This is a genomic window from Anaerotruncus sp. DFI.9.16, from assembly GCF_024461615.1.
GTDB classification, from domain to species: domain Bacteria; phylum Bacillota; class Clostridia; order Oscillospirales; family Ruminococcaceae; genus Anaerotruncus; species Anaerotruncus massiliensis.
The window spans coordinates 1-16,460 of the sequence record NZ_JANFZX010000060.1; the positions used below are offsets into that span (position 1 = coordinate 1).

Sequence of the window (16,460 nt, forward strand, 5' to 3'; positions counted from 1 at the left end):
CCTTCCGCTACTGCGGGGAATACTTCGACCGCGAGACGGGCGATTACTACCTGCGTGCGAGATGCTACGACCCGAGAACCGGCAGGTTTACCGCCGAAGATTCTACACGTAGTTCCGAGGTATCCCTACCCGGAGATAAGAAGGCCATCGATCCGCTCAGCCTCAATCTTTATATTTATTGCCGTGGAGATTCTATTAACCTCATTGATCCAAGCGGTAACAGATCAAAATGGATTGACTTGGGGAAAGGTTGGAAGGTACGGATAGATCCTCCGCATACTGATAAAGGCTTAAAGCACGTTCATCTCGAGTATAAAGATGGGAAGAAGAAATTCTCGCAAAATGATGATGGATCTCCTCACGATAAAAACAAAAAATCGCCCGGAGATCCGCCGACAAAAGTTCTTGAGAGACTTAAAGAAGAAACTGATTGGGACTGGCAGGCGAACCAGCAAGACTGGGCAGATAAAATTACAATCGAAACCGATGAAAAGGGGTGGACCTTTGTATTCCCTGACGGAAAGCGAGTTCGAGAGTATTATGCGACAGGAGAAATTATGGCGATGCCTACCTCAGAGATGCTTGCAGGTTATTACGTTATGGAGGGGGGATTATATTGAACTAAATCAACCTCAAACAACAGGGCCCAATTCAACGGTATTATTCCCTTTCTTTGGAGCAAATTTTGATTTTAGCTTTAGTTGGGCTCCATTTTCAGGTCCCATCCCTGTGTTTGGTTAATATTATAGATTTGAAGGAGACTCTTATGAAATACTTTAAAAAAGAATATTGGGAAATGATGAACTCAATCGATAAAAATGAACGGAACGAGGCATTTGAAAAATGGAATGATTCCGTCCGAAAGTACAGTGCCGAATTTAAAAAAGTTAGTGCAGACCTTCCGGAAACCTTTTTGGAGCGTTATCTTAACTCCCAAAATTTTCATGATGCTATTGTCGCACAAATCAATTATATGACAGTCGGTGATGATAAAGGCAAAGTTGACATTGGCATTTCCATTGTAGGAAATCATTATGTAATTACATATCTCGGTGTGGAAAAATTTCTGCTTGACATCCCGCAAGATAAGCACTGGCTCGGCGGGGAAATGCGCTGGGGATACGATGAATTTGAAAAGGTCAAAGGGGGACTCTGGGAACATAGAATCCTTACAGATGGCGGTGAAATACAAATTATATATAGAAAACTAAAAATTCAATAAAAATATTTACAATATCTGGAAACAGGGCCGAGCATAACTGTCCGGCCCTGTTAATTTGATTGCCACACTCGAGGACGTGGTGCAGCAGATGGACGCGCTGGGCAACCTGCTGAAGAACTACCGGTACGACGCCTTTGGCAACGAAGGGCATCCGGAGCCGCTGGATGTGAACCCCTTCCGCTACTGCGGGGAATACTTCGGTCGCGAGACGGGCGATTACTACCGTAGATGGTGATGAAGATCATCGCCAGCAGCAGGACCGCGACGGGGATCCCGCCGAGACTGCCCTGCCCGAGCAGGGTAAAAACGGGGGGCCAATAATCGGAATAGAAGGAGGCCCCCAGCGTGAGCTGCTTGTCGAAGCCGAGTATCAGCGTATGCCCAGCGTGGCCACAAAGGCGGCATCCGGGCGTGGAAGCCGTTGACCGCGCCAAGCACGCAGCCGATGAACCAGCACGAGCAGGACGAGGATGACGCAGGAAAGGATCAGCACGAAGATCAGCATATACCGCGGAAGCTCCCGTACCGCCCAGCCGAGCGGCGCGCCGGGTGGAACGGATTTTGTGCTTTTACCGCAACTCGGCCCCGGACGTGCTGATCACCCTTGACCTGGACGACATCTATATCGCCTATAAAAAGGCCACCTTCATCGCGCTCGTCATAAATGAGTTGGTCAGCAACAGCTTCAAATACGCCTCTCCGGAGGAGTAAGCGGACAAGCGCATCCGCGTCGAGGCGCGCATCACCGACGATCGTATCGGGATGGCGTTCGAGGATAACGGCATCGGCCTGCCCATGGGATTCTCCCTGGAGGAGGCGGAAAGCATCTGGCTGTCGATCGTCTTGTCGATCATCAAAAAGGAGCTCGAGGGAGAGCTCGCGTTCCATTCCGGCCCCGGCCCCTAAGGAGCGCATCTATCTGGGAGGCCTCTACTGACCCGGGCGCTGTACTTTTTTGCCCGTCCGTGATAGAATGGAGCCATCACCGCATGAAAGGGATGACTGCATGGACCTGCCGATGCTCGATTTTCTGAAGGAGAAAAACACCCATACGGGCAGCGAGGGGAATTTCCGCTATAAACTGAAACCCGACGGCGAGGAAATCAAGGTGTGGGCCTACCAGACCTACTGCCTCGAATACTGCCAGGAGCACGGGCTCATGCTGGGGGAGGAGACCTTCCCGCTGGATGCCCAGGGACTCGAGGCCGCGGCCGCCTGGCTCGCCGAGCAACAGAAAAAACTCTGAAAAAGGGCCCCGTCCGCCTTAGCGGACGGGGCCCTTTTTGATACGGGCGCGGCGGCCCGTCCGGTTGAAGCGGGCCCGGATTTATGGTACAATAAGCACATTTCCAGGCGGCGTTTGCGCCCGCCGGCGCGGCTTGCGGCGGCGGGGCGGGAAGCGGATTTTCAGGAAACGGGGAGATGGAGTTATGAAAGGGAAAACCCTTTACAGGGCGGTCAAAATCGGGACGACCGCCTGCGCGGCGCTTGCCATGCTGATCCTGCTGGGCAGGCGGCTGCTGTTCTGGTGGGCGGACCGGCTGCTCGGGGAGAGTGTGCAGTTCCACATCGCGGAGGGCGCGGGTTCGATCGCCATCATCGGCGGCGCGGACGGCCCCACCGCCATCTATACGACGACGAACATCCTGCCGCCCATGCTGCTCGCCGGGGTGCTGACCGCGCTATCCGTCGTGGGCTGCGTGGTGCTTATCCTGCTGCGCCGAAAGAACAAATAGTTAATATTACAATAAATATAACAGGATGGATATGAAAATGGACTTTTCAGCGATCCTCTCAAGGGAATTCCACATCGCGAAGGACTATGTGAACAACATCATCGCACTGATCGACGAGGGAAATACGATCCCGTTCATCGCACGCTACCGCAAGGAGAAGACGGGCTCGTGCGACGACCAGGTGCTCCGCGAGCTGGCGGACCGGCTGGACTACCTGCGCGGGCTGCAAAAGCGCCGGGAGGAGGTCTCCGCCTCAATCACCGAGCAGGGTAAGATGACCGACGAACTCGCCGCCGACATCGCGTCGGCCGAGACGCTTGCGCGCCTCGAGGACATCTACCGCCCTTATAAGCAGAAGCGGCGCACCCGCGCGACGATCGCGAAGGAACGCGGCCTCGAACCGCTTGCCGCGCTGCTGCTCGCGCAGGACCGCATGTCGGGCACGCCGGAGGAGCTTGCCCGGCCCTTCGTGGACCCGGAGAAGGAGGTCGCGTCGGTGGAGGACGCGCTCGCGGGCGCGTCGGACATCATCGCGGAGCAGGTGTCGGACAGCGCGGAGGGCCGCCAGCGTCTGCGGGAATACTACCGGCGCAACGCGGTGTTGCGGAGCGCCGCCGCCGACGCGGGCAGGGATTCGGTCTACGCGACCTACTACGACTATGCGGAGCCGGTCTCCAAGGTGCCGAGCCACCGGGTGCTCGCCATCAACCGCGGCGAAAAGGAGGGCTTCCTCAAGGTGTCGGTCGAGGCGGACGCGGACTACGCCGCCGGCCTGCTGACCGGGCTCTTCGTCAAAAAGGGAAGCGTCACGTCCCCGCTCGTCACGGCGGCGGTCGAGGACGCCTACAAGCGCCTGGTGCATCCGTCGCTGGAACGGGAGATGCGGGCCGACCTGACCGACATGGCGGACGAGCAGGCGATTAAGAATTTCGGCGTGAACCTCAAGGCGCTGCTCATGCAGCCGCCCGTCAAGGGCAGGACGGTGCTCGCGATCGACCCCGCTTACCGCACCGGCTGCAAGATCGCGGTGGTCGACCCGACCGGCAAGGTGCTCGACACGACGGTTATCTATCCGACGCCGCCCCAAAATAAAACCGCCGAGGCCAAGCGGACGCTTTCGGCGCTCATCAAAAAGCACGGGGTGCAGGTGCTCTCGATCGGCAACGGCACCGCCTCGAAGGAGAGCGAGATCTTCGCCGCGGAGCTCATCCGGGAGCTGGACTGCGGCCTCAGCTACATGATGGTGAACGAGGCGGGGGCGTCGGTCTATTCCGCCTCCAAGCTGGGCGCGGCCGAGTTCCCCGAATTCGACGTGTCGCTGCGCAGCGCGGTGTCGATCGCACGGCGGCTCCAGGACCCGCTGGCCGAGCTTGTGAAAATCGACCCCAAGTCGGTGGGCGTCGGACAGTACCAGCACGACATGCCCCCCAAGCGGCTCGACGAGACGCTCGGCGGCGTGGTGGAGGACTGCGTCAACCGGGTCGGCGTCGACCTCAACACCGCCTCGGCCTCCCTGCTCGGCTATGTGTCGGGCCTTTCGGCCACGGTCGCGAAAAACATCGTCGCCTGGCGGGAGGAGAACGGCGCGTTCACCTCCCGTGCCCAGCTTAAAAAAGTCCCCAAGCTCGGCCCCAAGGCCTATGAGCAGTGCGCGGGCTTCCTGCGCATCCCCCACGCGAAAAACGTCCTGGACAATACGGGCGTGCATCCCGAGAGCTATGACGCCGCCAAGGCGCTGCTCGCGCGCTTCGGCTATACGTTGGACGACGTGGCGGCGGGGAACCTGGCCGGACTGCCGGACAAGGTCCGCGCCGCCGGGGAGGGGAAGGTCGCGGAGGCATGCGGCGTCGGCGTGCCCACCCTGCGCGATATCGTCTGCGACCTCATGAAACCGGGACGCGACCTGCGCGACGAGCTGCCCCCGCCCATGCTGCGCACCGACATCATGGACCTCAAGGACCTGAAGCCCGGCATGGAGCTCACCGGAACGGTGCGCAACGTCATCGACTTCGGCGTATTCGTGGACATCGGCGTGCACCAGGACGGCCTGGTGCACATATCCCAGATCACCAACCGCTTCATCAAGCATCCAAGCGAACTGCTCAAGGTGGGCGACATCATCACCGTATGGGTTTTGTCGGTGGATGTGCCCCGCAATCGCATCTCGCTCACGATGAAGAAGCCTGCTTAGATTTGCCGCTCGGGGAGCGGCGGAGCTGCCGGCTGGCGGCCGACGGCAGGCTTAGGTTCACCGCTCAGTGAGCGGTATAGTTTGTCGGTAGTCGACCGACAGCGAGTTCCTTTCTTGCTTGCCCAAGAAAGGAACCAAAGAAGGGCACGAGGGGCTTCGCCCCTGCGACCCCCGCGCCGCCTCCGGTTGGCCTGCGGCCAAAGTCGGCGGTGCCCCGCCACGGATGAACGAACGAGTTTACAGCATCCCGCCAGCCGCTGCGCCGCGGGCGCAATGCCTCTGTCGGCGAGCCCCCGGAACCGTACCGGGAGTTCCCATATGGGAGGCACGACCGCTTTTATTTTGCTCGCATCTCCCACAGGGAGGCGGAAAACTGCGCGGCTTTGCCGCGCACGCGCGCAGAGCGCGCGAACGCCCGGGACAGGCGTTGCTTTCCGCCGGGCGTCCTTGGCGAGCCATCCGGCTTCGGTCGTGGGGTGCGCCCGCAACCTGAATTGAGCCTTCAGCTGGTGTACCTGTTGGGAGCGGCTGTAACCTGCGGGTACTGGCAAGGTACTCCCGGGGGTTTCTCAAGGGGACTGGCGGAAGTCCCCTTGAGCGGACTTTTGGTTCCTTTTCGTCCGTCCGAAAAGGAACCCGTGGTGCGCGGCGGAACGCGCTCGTGATTCTTGCCGCCCACGGGCGGCAATTCCCATGAAAGCTCCGCCGCTCCCCGAGCGGCAAAAAAACAGAAGCCGGACGGGAGGCCCGTCCGGCTCGGGTTTTCCGCCCCGTGCAAACGCAATTTCGAGGTAAAAACCGTTTTTAGTATGCGCCTGGGGGATGAAAAGATGCAAAACGGAAAAAATTATTTGAAACCCTTGCATTGAAAGGGTGATTATGCTATCATATTACGAGTTGGAGTACTCAGGAATCGGAGGTAAAAAAAGGATGAATGCGATTGAAATCATCGGCGGCGTCCTGATTATGATTGCTGCCGTTGTGATTACCGTGACTGTCATGTTTCAGGAGGGTAAAGGCAACGGACTGAACGCGCTTGCCGGCTCGAATGAATCGTCCTATCTCGGGAAGAACAAAAACCGCTCGATGCAGGCGACCATGGTCCGCGTCACCAAGTATACGGGGATCGCGTTTGTGGTCATCACGCTTGCGGTCTATCTCATCAGCTACGCGATGAAATAAGCGATTTGCGGACAAACGCCCGGCCTTTCGGCCGGGCGTTTTTTTGTGCCGGGGATGTTCAGGAAAACTCCTTGACAAGCGTCTCATGCTCACAGAATTCCTCGAAGAACCGTTCCCCCGTGGGCCGGTAGCCGCACTTCTCATAGAAGGGGATGGCGTAGAGCTGCGCGCCCACGACGATTTTTTTCGCGCCCCCTCCCGCGCCACGGCCTCGAGCCGCTCCATCAGCAGCCGCCCGAGCTGCTCGCCGCGGAAGGCCTTGCACACCGCGATGCGCCCGATGTGGAAGGTCTCGCCGTCCGCGTCGCAGTAGACCCGTCCGGTGGCGGCGGGCCGGCCCTCCCGGTAGACGACCATGTGCCGCGACACCGCGTCGAACTCGTCCTCGTCGGGGATGGTGAAGCCCTGTTCCTTCGTGAATACCTCGTCGCGCACCCATAGCGCGTCGGAGAGGTTGTCCGTGCCGTCAAAAAATCGAATCTCCATAGCGTCCTCCGGTAAATGAAACGTTCACCGGATCATTATACGCCCTCACGCGCCGAAAATCAACTTGACGACGAGCAGGGAAATCACGCCGGGCAGGCCGAGCAGCGTGGCGGCGCCGACGGTGAAGAGGTTGGGGGAGAGGGCGATCCCGGTGAAGGTCCCGGACCAGCAGACGGCAAGGAGGGCGGCGTTGCCGGTGAGGGCGGAAAAGCAGAGGGAACGGAGAAAATGCCGGGAACGCCACAGGGCGGCGAGCATGATCAGGCAGACGGCGCCCACGGCGGCGGTCAGGATGGATAGCGCCATATTTTTCACCTCCGGGCTTTTGGATTCCATTACAGGATATGTCCGCGCGACGGAGGATATGTCCAAAAAAAGAACCCGCAGCATGTGCTGCGGGTTCTTTTGCGCGTAGAGAGGGCGTCTGTAAGCCGGGTTCTGTCGTGGACAACGATCTTTCTGGGCCGCGCGTCGCCGCGCGGCTCAAGCCGCCTTTCGGGACCCGGCGGGCCGCCGCATCGTCCCAGCTGGCGTTGCTTCGGATAGGGTTTACATGGCGGCGCGGTTACCCGCGTCCCGGTGAGCTCTTACCTCGCCTTTCCATCCTTACCACCGTCCGCGGGGGAAGCCCCCGTGATGCGATGGCGGTATCTTTCTGTTGCACTTTCCCTCGGGTCGCCCCGGCCTGCCGTTAGCAGGTATCCCGCCCTGTGAAGCCCGGACTTTCCTCACGTCCCCGCAAAGCGGGGCCGCGCCGCTGTCCAACGCGCTCTCTACACTGGTGTAAGTATACGCCAAACGCACGAATCCGTCAACCTTGTCCGTCAATCCTGCAAAGATCATATAAAAAACGTGAAAACTTTGAAAAAAGACCATTTTTTTGCAACATTCATCTTGCATCGCTGCAAATGATTCATTATAATAAAGAATATCTGATAAGGATGAAATTCGATAAGGGGGAATTTTCATGTCAACCTTTCAAAGTACATATCTGCAGGGCGTCTACGACACCGTATGCAAGCGCAACCCGAACGAACCGGAGTTTTTGCAGGCGGTCAGGGAGGTCCTCGAATCATTTGAGCCGGTTGTGGTCCAGCGCCCCGACCTTGTAAAGGCGGGCATCATCGACCGGATCGTCGAGCCCGAGCGGTTCATTCAGTTCCGCGTCTCGTGGGTGGACGACGAAGGCAACGTCCAGGTCAACCGCGGCTTCCGCGTTCAGTACAACTCCGCGATCGGCCCCTATAAGGGCGGCCTGCGGTTCCATCCGAGCGTCTGCGCGTCGGTCATCAAGTTCCTCGGCTTCGAGCAGTGCTTCAAGAACTCGCTGACCGGGCTGCCGATGGGCGGCGGCAAGGGCGGCTCCGACTTCGACCCCAAGGGCAAGAGCGACGGGGAGATCATGCGCTTCTGCCAGAGCTTCATGACCGAGCTCTACCGCCATATCGGCCCGGACACCGACGTCCCGGCGGGCGACATCGGCGTGGGCGCGCGGGAGATCGGCTATCTCTACGGCCAGTATAAGCGCCTGCGCAACGAGTTCACCGGCGTTCTGACGGGCAAGAGCCTCTCCTACGGCGGCTCCCTCATCCGCCCGCAGGCCACCGGCTACGGCCTGCTCTACTTCACCCAGCAGATGCTCAAATCGATGAAGAACGACTCCCTCGCTGGCAAGACGGTCGTCATCTCCGGCTCGGGCAACGTGGCCATCTACGCCTGCGAGAAGGCGCAGGAGATGGGCGCGAAGGTCGTCGCCATGTACGACTCCAACGGCTATATCTACGACAAGGACGGCATCAAGCTCGACGTCGTCAAGCAGATCAAGGAGGTCGAGCGCGCCCGCATCAAGGAGTATGCCGCGCGGGTGCCCGGCGCCGAGTACCACGAGGGCTGCAAGGGCATCTGGACGGTCAAGTGCGACGTCGCGCTGCCCTGCGCGACCCAGAACGAGATCGATGGGGAGGCCGCGCGGGCGCTCGTCGCAAACGGCGTGATGGCGGTCTGCGAGGGCGCGAACATGCCCAGCACCCCCGAGGCGGTCGAGATCTTCCAGAAGAGCGGCGTAATCTTCGGACCGGCGAAGGCGGCCAACGCGGGCGGCGTGGCGGTCAGCGGCCTGGAGATGTGCCAGAACTCGGCGCGCTATTCCTGGACGGCCGAGGAGGTCGACGCAAAGCTCAAAAACATCATGGAGAACATCTTCCACAACGTGTTTGATGCGTCGAAGGAGTTCGGCGCCGAGGGCAACCTCGTAATGGGTGCGAACATTGCCGGCTTCATGAAGATCGCCGACGCGATGAAGTGGCAGGGCGTCGCCTACTAAGCGAAACGGGTCCCGCACAGCGGATGAGAAACGATCAGGCTGCCGGAATTCCTTTCCGGCAGCCTGTTTCCATACCGCTGGAGGTTTGTGGCATCTGACGAAAATAACGGATTTTTTTTGACACGGAACCGCTTCCGTGCTATGATGGAAACCATATAGAAAACCGTATCACCGGGGAGAAAAAAGGAGTGTTTACCTATGATGGAGATCAAGGTCACGCTGACCGATCATCCGAAGCAGAAGCCCGACGAGAACAACCTCGGCTTCGGCCATATCTTTACCGACCACATGTTCCTGATGGACTACGACGACGGACAGGGCTGGCACGACCCGCGCGTCGTCCCCTACGGCCCCATCCCGATGGACCCGGCCTGCTCCTGCCTGCACTACGCGCAGGAGGTCTTTGAGGGCATGAAGGCCTACCGCACCGCCGACGGCAAAATCCAGTTCTTCCGTCCCGGCCAGAACTTCAAGCGCCTGAACACCTCCTGCGAGCGCCTCGTCATCCCGAAAATGGATGAGGAGCTGCTGATGGAGGGCCTCAAGCGGCTCGTCACCATCGAGAAGGACTGGGTCCCCTCCGCGCCGGACACCTCCCTCTACATCCGCCCCTTCATCGTCGCCACGCAGGCGGTGCTGGGCGTGCATCCGTCCGCGCACTACGTCTACTGCGTCATCCTCTCGCCCTCGGGCGCCTACTACGCGGGCGGCATCGATCCGGTCAAGATCTACGTCGAGACAAAATACGTCCGCGCGGCCTCACAGGGAGGCATGGGCGCCTACAAGACGGGCGGCAACTACGCCGCCAGCCTCATCGCGCAGGAGGAGGCCGAGAGGCAGGGTTATTCCCAGGTGCTGTGGCTTGACGCGGTCGAGCGCAAATACGTCGAGGAAGTCGGCTCGATGAACGTCTTCTTCAAGATCGACGGCGAGATCGTCACCCCGGAGCTCGACGGCAGCATCCTGCCCGGCATCACCCGCAAATCGGTCATCCAGCTGCTCCGGTCGTGGGGCATGAACGTCTCCGAGCGCAAGCTCTCGATCGATGAGCTCGAAAGCGCCGCCAAGGCGGGCAAGCTCGAAGAGGCGTGGGGCACCGGCACCGCCGCCGTCATCTCGCCGATCGGCGAGCTCAAATGCGGCGATACCGTCACCGTCATCAACGAGGGCAGGATCGGCGAGATCAGCCAGAAGCTCTACGATACGATCACCGACATCCAGTGGGGACGCATCCCCGATCCCTTCGGGTGGATCACGCCCTGCTGCTGACCTTTTGGGTTTGCCGCGCTGCGCCCGGCGGGGCTTTCTTCGCGCCCCTCCGGGGCGCTCCTGATGTGCCGCCTTCGACGGCCCGCAGGCCTAGTGTCGGAGGCGTGTCCCGCCGACGACCGGCGGCGAGGATTGCCGGGTCCCGCCCCGGCGGGCGGGTCCATTTCTTGATCGCCCAAGAAATGGACGAAAGAAGGGCGCTCAAGGGGGGCTCACTTGAAGAAGGCAGGGCGCAAAGCTCGCCCCCCTTGAGAATCCCCCCTCCGCTCACGTCCAGCGGAGTGCATAAAGAAGTCGTGTACGGGCGCTCCCAATGAACGAAAATTTTACTACGCAAAAAGAGGCGGACGCTAATCAGCGTCCGCCTCTTTTTTACTCCCGGAAGCTATGTAGATTTCTTCTGCCGAGGCTTGGGTTTGCTTTACGCGATAGATGATTTCTGCCGCTTTGAGCGCCATATCCTCAGCGATCTTCTGGATATCAGTCATTTCATTAAACAGCTTTAAGTACATCTCTTTGTACTCGCTCATTAGATCACCTCAAAAAATCAATTTGGTCATTTATTGACCAAATTATACCACGGGTTTCGGATAAAATCAAGTGGAAAGGTTCAAAAAATGACCAAACCATTTGAGGTGATGATGTGGCAAAGCCGCTTGCTCCCGACGGGACGAAAAATTTGGCTGGTAGCCGTATCCGGGCGTTGCGTAAAGCGCGGGGATTATCGCAGGAGGAATTGATGCGGGATTTGCAGCTCAGAGGCTTTGACAGTGAACGCGGTGTCATTAAGCGTATGGAAAATGGGACGCGGTTCGTCTGTGACACAGAGCTTAAGATTATCGCGGAGTATTTCGGCGTTTCCTACGATTTTCTGATTGAAGGGGAAGAGGAGAAATAGGATTTCAGCAGTGACGATTTGTTGATATTGTCTGTACATGTCTTCATTATGCACTCTGCTGGACGTGAGCGGAGGGGGGATTCTCAAGGGGGGCGAGCTTTGCGCCCTGCCTTCTTCAAGTGAGCCCCCCTTGAGCGCCCTTCTTCCGCCGACTTCTTGGGCGCGCAAGAAGTCGGCCCGCCTGCCGGGGCGGGACCTGGCAATCTTTGCCGCCGGCCGTCGGCGGGACACGCCTCCGGCACTAGGCCTGCGGGCCGTCGCAGCGCGGCAAACCCAAAACCGCCGCCGGTCGGCCACCGGCAACTATGCCGCTCCCCGAGCGGCAAACCCGAGAGGAGCCCTCCAGTGGACGAATACACGACGATAAAGGCCTTTGCGAGCGACGAATTCACCGAGCGGCGCTCCCGTTTCATCGGGCATGTGAAGCCGGCGGCGAGCGAGGCGGAGGCGGCGGCCTTCATTGCGGAGTGCCGCGACAAATACTGGGACGCAAGCCACAACGTCTACGCCTACATCCTGCGCGACGGCCAAACCCGCCGCTACTCGGACGACGGGGAGCCGCAGGGGACGGGGGGCGTGCCGGTGCTCGAGGTGCTCCAGCGGGAGGGGCTGACCGATCTGGTCTGCGTGGTGACGCGCTATTTCGGCGGGGTCCTGCTCGGCGCGGGCGGGCTGGTGCGGGCCTACTCCCACGGCGCGAAGCTCGCGGTCGACGCGGCGGAGCGGATGACGATGAGCGAGTGCACCGAGCTGGCGCTCGAATTCGGCTACGATCTCTACGGGAAGATTTCCTACCTGCTGCCGCAGTTCCACGCGCAGACGACGTTTTCGGACTTTGGGGCGGTCGTACGGCTGCAGGTGCTGGTGAAGGACTGCTTTGTCCCGTCCTTTGAAAAGGCGCTGGCGGAGTGCACCTCCGCGCTGGTGACGCCGCGGGCGGTCGACCGCCGGTACGCCTGCATCCCCGAATGAATCCTGTCGAACGGTGGAACATCCTGCCTTTTGCAAGAAATTTCTGCATCAGGCAGGAATTTTTTTATCTGCGGAGTATAATATAGTAGAACAAACTGCAAACCGGCATGGAAAGCCGCTTGACGGGAGGGAGGCACCGCATGACGATCCGCGAGCAGACGCAGGAAATCCAGGCGCGCACCCTGTCAAAATACGCCAGCCTCTCCCAAAACTCGCTCGGACGCGAACGCCCGGTCGAGGACTGCCCGCTGCGCACGCCCTACGCGCGCGACCGCGACCGGATCCTCCACTGCAAGTCGTTCCGCCGGCTGATGCATAAGACGCAGGTATTTCTCTCCCCGGAGGGGGACCACTACCGCACCCGGCTGACCCATACGCTGGAGGTGAGCCAGATCGCGCGGACGATCGCCGTCGCGCTGCGCCTCAACGAGGAGCTCACCGAGGCGATCGCGCTCGGCCACGACCTCGGGCACACGCCGTTCGGACATGCCGGGGAGCGCGCGCTCGCACAGGTCTGCCCACACGGGTTTTCTCACGCGCAGCAGAGCGTGCGGGTCGTCGAGCGGATCGAAAATGACGGCGCTGGCCTCAACCTCACCTGGGAGGTGCGCAACGGCATCGGCTGCCACTCCTACTCCAACCCCTCCCCGGAGGGCCGGGCAAGGACGCTCGAGGGGCGCGCCGTCTATTTCGCGGACAAGATCGCCTACCTCAACCACGACCTCGAGGACGCGCTGCGCGCGAAGGTGCTGACGCAGGACGACATCCCCTGGACGATCAAATACGCGCTCGGGCGCACCAAATCCCAGCGGATCACCGCCCTCATCACCTCGCTGGTGGAAAACAGCGGCGAGGACGTCGGGATGGACAAGGCGACCGCCGAAGCGTTCGCCCAGTTCAACTCGTTTATGTATGAAGCGGTCTACCTCAACCCCGTGGCGAAGGGGGAGGAGGGCAAGGCGGAGGAGGTCGTCAAGAGCCTCTACCGCCACTTCGCGGAGCACCCGCAGGAGCTGCCCGACGAATACCAGGCGATCTATGAGCGGGAGGACGCCGCGCGCGCCGCCTGTGATTACATATCGGGCATGTCCGACCGCTACGCGGTCGCGACCTACGAACGGCTGTTCGTCCCGCGCCCGTGGGAAATCTATTGATTGGAACAATCCGGAAAGGAGGCGGCCGCCGATGATTTCAGAACTTTTCCTGCAGGAACTCAAAAGCTACAGCGACATCGAACAGGTCGTCTCCTCCTATGTACACCTCAAGCGGCGGGGGCGGGTGGCCACCGGGCTCTGCCCCTTCCACTCGGAAAAGACCCCCTCCTTCACCGTCTACCCCGACAACCAGAGCTTCTACTGCTTCGGCTGCGGCGCGGGGGGCGATGTGATCACCTTCATCCGCCGCATCGAAAACCTCGAGTATGTGGAGGCGGTGCGCTTTCTGGCCCAGCGCGCGGGCATGGCGATGCCGGAGGACACGCGGGACGACGGCATGGCGCGCCTCAAGGCCCGCGTGCTGGAACTCAACCGCACCCTCGCGCGGTTCTACCACAGCTGCCTGCGGGGCCCGCAGGGCAAGCCGGGGCTCGATTACCTGCACGGGCGTGGGCTCGCGAACCGGACGATCATCCGGTTCGGCCTCGGCTACGCGCCCGACAGCTGGGATACCGCCTGCAAATACCTGCGCTCCAGGGGCTTTACCGACGACGAGATGGTTTCCGCCGCCGTGGCGGCCCGGGGGAAGAGCGGCGGCCTCTACGACAGCTTCCGCAACCGGGCGATCTTCCCAATCATCGACCTGCGGGGCAACGTCATCGGCTTCGGCGGGCGGGTCATGGGGGACGCGAAGGGACCCAAATACCTCAACTCGTCCGACACGCCCGTCTTTAAAAAGAGCCGCAACCTCTTCGCGCTCAACTTTGCGAAGGCCTCCAAGCGGGAAGGGCTCATCCTCTGCGAGGGGTATATGGACGTGATCGCGATGCACCAGGCGGGGTTCGACAACGCCGTCGCGACGCTGGGCACCGCGCTCACCTCCGAGCAGTCGCGGCTGATCGCGCAGTATGCCCAGGGCGTCACCCTCTCCTACGACTCGGACGGCGCGGGACAGGCCGCGACCCGGCGGGCGGTCGGCCTGCTCGGGGAGGTCGGCGTGAAGATCAAGGTGCTCTCCATCACGGGGGCGAAGGACCCCGACGAATACATCAAAAAATTCGGCGCCGAGCGGTTTTCGCTGCTGCTTGAAGGCGCTTCGAACGCCACCGAGTTCGAGATCGCCAAGCTCAGGCAGAAATACGACTGCGACACCGCCGACGGCAAGGTCGCCTTTCTGCGGGAGTTCGTCGCGCTGATGGCGGGGATTCCCAACGCGGTCGAGCGGGACGTCTACCTCTCCAAGGTGGCCTCCGAGCTGGAGGTGGCCAAGGAGGCGGTCGAGACGCAGCTCAAGTTCGAGCAGAAGCGCGCGTCCAAGCGCCGCAAGCGGGACGCCTCCGAGCTCAAGGTCTACAGCGAGGTCAAGGCGCCCAGCCAGCGGCAGGATTTCCAGCGGGCGCGCAACATCAAGTTCGCGCTGGCGGAGGACAAGCTGCTCGGCATCCTCATGAAGAATCCGGATTATTACGCGCATGCCGCGTCCCGGATCACGCTGGAAGACTTTGTCACCGACCGCAACCGGGAGCTGGCAAAGGTGATCTTTGAGCGGCTGGCGGCGGGGCAGTCGGTGGAGCTCAGCCTGCTGTCGGCGCAGCTTACGGTCGACCAGATGGGCGTTGCGTCCGAGCTGGTCAACGCCGTATCGGGCATGATGTTCGGCGTGGAGGATGTCGACAGTTATATCGACACCATCCTCAGCCATAAAAATATCAAGTCGCAGGACGAGGTCGCGGCAATGACGGATGACGACCTGAAGGCATACATAGCCTCGTTAGCGTCCAAGAAGAAGTCAAACTGATTTAGGGGGACATACAGCAATGGGTGTACAGGAAAAGAAAGCCGTTTTGAAGGAACTTCTGGAGAGCGGCAAGGCGAAGGGCAAGCTGACCACCAAGGAAATCAGCGACGCGCTCGAGGAACTGGATTACGACGTCGAACAGGTCGACAAGATGTACGACCTGCTGGAACAGAACAATATTGAAATCATCGAGGACATGGTCACGCCGGTCGAGGAGGACTTCAAGGACCTCGGCAAGGGCGCAGACCTCGACGTGGCGCTGGCCGCCGAGGGCATCAGCATCGACGACCCGGTCAAGGTTTACCTCAAGGAGATCGGGCGGGTGCCGCTCCTCTCCGCCGACGAGGAGATCGACCTCGCGGTGCGCATGGGGCAGGGGGACGTCGAGGCGCGCAAGCGCCTCTCGGAGGCGAACCTGCGCCTCGTCGTCAGCATCGCCAAGCGGTATGTCGGCCGCGGGATGCAGTTTTTGGATCTCATCCAGGAGGGCAACCTCGGCCTCATCAAGGCGGTCGAAAAATTCGACCACACCAAGGGCTTTAAATTCTCCACCTATGCGACCTGGTGGATCCGTCAGGCGATCACCCGCGCGATCGCCGACCAGGCGCGCACCATCCGCATCCCGGTGCACATGGTCGAGACGATCAACAAGGTGAAGAAGGTCTCCTCCCAGCTGCTGCACAAGAACGGCCACGAGCCGACCGCCGACGAGATCGCGGCCGAGCTTGACATGCCGGTCGACAAGGTGCGCGAGATCATGCGGGTGGCGCAGGAGCCGGTGTCGCTCGAAACGCCGATCGGCGAGGAGGAGGACAGCCACCTCGGCGACTTCATCCCCGACGACGACGCGCCCGCCCCCGCGGACGCCGCCTCCCACGTCCTGCTCAAGGAGCAGCTTTCCGAGGTGCTCCAGACCCTCACCCCGCGTGAGGAAAAGGTGCTGCGCCTGCGCTTCGGCCTGGAGGACGGCCGCAGCCGCACCCTCGAGGAGGTCGGCAAGGAGTTCAACGTCACGCGCGAGCGCATCCGCCAGATCGAGGCCAAGGCCCTGCGCAAGCTCCGCCATCCCTCCCGCAGCAAGAAGCTGAAGGACTTTTTAGACTAAAGGAACCCTTTTGAAAAAGGTTTCCTTTAGAATCCTTTCAAAACCTTTGGTTCGGGCGTCGCGCGGCGTTTTGCCGCAGGCGCGTCCCGTGAGGGAGAAGAAGCGGCCGCCCTTCCGGGCGGCC

The 16,460-nt window shown here is 60.7% G+C and carries 20 protein-coding genes, 1 other RNA gene and 1 pseudogene; 16 read left to right on the forward strand and 6 right to left on the reverse strand.

Going from position 1 to position 16,460, the window contains the following annotated elements:
• The 3 genes from NE609_RS14785 to NE609_RS14795 all read left to right on the forward strand — a co-directional run.
• Window positions 1-620: RHS repeat-associated core domain-containing protein (locus NE609_RS14785; RefSeq protein ID WP_256152937.1), on the forward strand; the 620-nt coding region annotated here is incomplete at its 5' end.
• Window positions 621-766: 146 nt separating this feature from the next.
• Complete coding sequence (locus NE609_RS14790; protein ID WP_256152938.1) at window positions 767-1,222, forward strand: DUF4085 family protein; 456 nt, start codon at window positions 767-769, stop codon at window positions 1,220-1,222.
• A 55-nt stretch (window positions 1,223-1,277) separates the two neighbouring features.
• The gene (locus tag NE609_RS14795; RefSeq protein ID WP_256152939.1) at window positions 1,278-1,457 is read left to right on the forward strand and encodes a hypothetical protein; all 180 of its coding nucleotides are present in this window, start codon (window positions 1,278-1,280) and stop codon (window positions 1,455-1,457) included.
• A 135-nt stretch (window positions 1,458-1,592) separates the two neighbouring features.
• On the opposite strand, the gene NE609_RS14800 is transcribed toward NE609_RS14795, so the two are convergent.
• Window positions 1,593-1,727, reverse strand: coding sequence for a hypothetical protein (locus NE609_RS14800; RefSeq protein WP_256152940.1), 135 nt, complete (start codon window positions 1,725-1,727; stop codon window positions 1,593-1,595).
• Window positions 1,728-1,771: 44 nt separating this feature from the next.
• Here NE609_RS14800 and NE609_RS14805 point away from each other — a divergent pair, with 44 nt between their 5' ends.
• The 6 genes from NE609_RS14805 to secG all read left to right on the forward strand — a co-directional run bounded on the left by NE609_RS14805 (window position 1,772) and on the right by secG (window position 6,331).
• Complete coding sequence (locus NE609_RS14805; RefSeq protein ID WP_256152941.1) at window positions 1,772-1,933, forward strand: hypothetical protein; 162 nt, start codon at window positions 1,772-1,774, stop codon at window positions 1,931-1,933.
• A gap of 51 nt (window positions 1,934-1,984) precedes the next feature.
• Window positions 1,985-2,128: a hypothetical protein gene (locus NE609_RS14810; RefSeq protein ID WP_256152942.1), complete on the forward strand. Its 144-nt coding sequence runs from the start codon at window positions 1,985-1,987 to the stop codon at window positions 2,126-2,128.
• Window positions 2,129-2,228: 100 nt separating this feature from the next.
• On the forward strand, window positions 2,229-2,468 hold the full coding sequence (locus NE609_RS14815; protein WP_256152943.1) for a hypothetical protein: 240 nt from the start codon (window positions 2,229-2,231) through the stop codon (window positions 2,466-2,468).
• A 184-nt stretch (window positions 2,469-2,652) separates the two neighbouring features.
• Entirely contained in the window at window positions 2,653-2,958 is a 306-nt protein-coding gene (locus NE609_RS14820; protein WP_256152944.1) for a sodium ion-translocating decarboxylase subunit beta, read from the forward strand.
• A gap of 37 nt (window positions 2,959-2,995) precedes the next feature.
• Window positions 2,996-5,149 (forward strand): Tex family protein, encoded by a 2,154-nt coding sequence (locus NE609_RS14825; RefSeq protein ID WP_256152945.1) that lies wholly within the window; start codon window positions 2,996-2,998, stop codon window positions 5,147-5,149.
• Between the two features lie 930 nt (window positions 5,150-6,079).
• Window positions 6,080-6,331 carry a preprotein translocase subunit SecG gene (secG, locus tag NE609_RS14830; RefSeq protein WP_101549413.1) on the forward strand — a complete coding sequence of 84 codons (252 nt, stop codon included), beginning with the start codon at window positions 6,080-6,082 and terminating at the stop codon, window positions 6,329-6,331.
• Between the two features lie 58 nt (window positions 6,332-6,389).
• Here the strand turns inward: secG and NE609_RS14835 are convergent, their stop codons facing one another.
• The 4 genes and pseudogenes from NE609_RS14835 to rnpB form a co-directional block, all read right to left on the reverse strand.
• Complete coding sequence (locus tag NE609_RS14835; protein ID WP_256152946.1) at window positions 6,390-6,506, reverse strand: GNAT family N-acetyltransferase; 117 nt, start codon at window positions 6,504-6,506, stop codon at window positions 6,390-6,392.
• Window positions 6,507-6,529: 23 nt separating this feature from the next.
• Window positions 6,530-6,817: pseudogene (locus tag NE609_RS17875) on the reverse strand (GNAT family N-acetyltransferase); the annotation flags it as partial.
• 45 nt (window positions 6,818-6,862) lie between these two features.
• Entirely contained in the window at window positions 6,863-7,123 is a 261-nt protein-coding gene (locus NE609_RS14845; protein ID WP_256152947.1) for a pro-sigmaK processing inhibitor BofA family protein, read from the reverse strand.
• Between the two features lie 105 nt (window positions 7,124-7,228).
• An RNA gene (gene rnpB, locus NE609_RS14850) (RNase P RNA component class A) lies at window positions 7,229-7,590 on the reverse strand.
• 194 nt (window positions 7,591-7,784) lie between these two features.
• Here rnpB and gdhA point away from each other — a divergent pair.
• Both gdhA and NE609_RS14860 read left to right on the forward strand, forming a co-directional pair.
• Window positions 7,785-9,140, forward strand: a complete 1,356-nt coding sequence (gdhA, locus tag NE609_RS14855; protein ID WP_256152948.1) for an NADP-specific glutamate dehydrogenase — start codon at window positions 7,785-7,787, stop codon at window positions 9,138-9,140.
• 201 nt (window positions 9,141-9,341) lie between these two features.
• A complete protein-coding gene (locus NE609_RS14860) occupies window positions 9,342-10,409 on the forward strand; it encodes a branched-chain amino acid aminotransferase (protein WP_121587270.1) in 1,068 nt (355 codons plus the stop codon).
• 350 nt (window positions 10,410-10,759) lie between these two features.
• On the opposite strand, the gene NE609_RS14865 is transcribed toward NE609_RS14860, so the two are convergent.
• Entirely contained in the window at window positions 10,760-10,939 is a 180-nt protein-coding gene (locus tag NE609_RS14865; protein ID WP_256152949.1) for a hypothetical protein, read from the reverse strand.
• A 113-nt stretch (window positions 10,940-11,052) separates the two neighbouring features.
• Between NE609_RS14865 and NE609_RS14870 the strand changes: the two genes are divergently transcribed.
• From NE609_RS14870 to rpoD, 5 genes are all read left to right on the forward strand, one after another.
• Window positions 11,053-11,307 (forward strand): helix-turn-helix transcriptional regulator, encoded by a 255-nt coding sequence (locus tag NE609_RS14870; protein WP_256152950.1) that lies wholly within the window; start codon window positions 11,053-11,055, stop codon window positions 11,305-11,307.
• A gap of 345 nt (window positions 11,308-11,652) precedes the next feature.
• Window positions 11,653-12,279 (forward strand): YigZ family protein, encoded by a 627-nt coding sequence (locus NE609_RS14875; RefSeq protein WP_256152951.1) that lies wholly within the window; start codon window positions 11,653-11,655, stop codon window positions 12,277-12,279.
• Between the two features lie 140 nt (window positions 12,280-12,419).
• A complete protein-coding gene (locus NE609_RS14880; RefSeq protein ID WP_101549425.1) occupies window positions 12,420-13,433 on the forward strand; it encodes a deoxyguanosinetriphosphate triphosphohydrolase in 1,014 nt (337 codons plus the stop codon).
• A gap of 31 nt (window positions 13,434-13,464) precedes the next feature.
• Window positions 13,465-15,231 (forward strand): DNA primase, encoded by a 1,767-nt coding sequence (gene dnaG, locus NE609_RS14885; RefSeq protein WP_256152952.1) that lies wholly within the window; start codon window positions 13,465-13,467, stop codon window positions 15,229-15,231.
• Window positions 15,232-15,250: 19 nt separating this feature from the next.
• Window positions 15,251-16,336: an RNA polymerase sigma factor RpoD gene (gene rpoD, locus NE609_RS14890; protein ID WP_101549428.1), complete on the forward strand. Its 1,086-nt coding sequence runs from the start codon at window positions 15,251-15,253 to the stop codon at window positions 16,334-16,336.
• The last annotated feature ends 124 nt before the right edge of the window (window positions 16,337-16,460 follow it).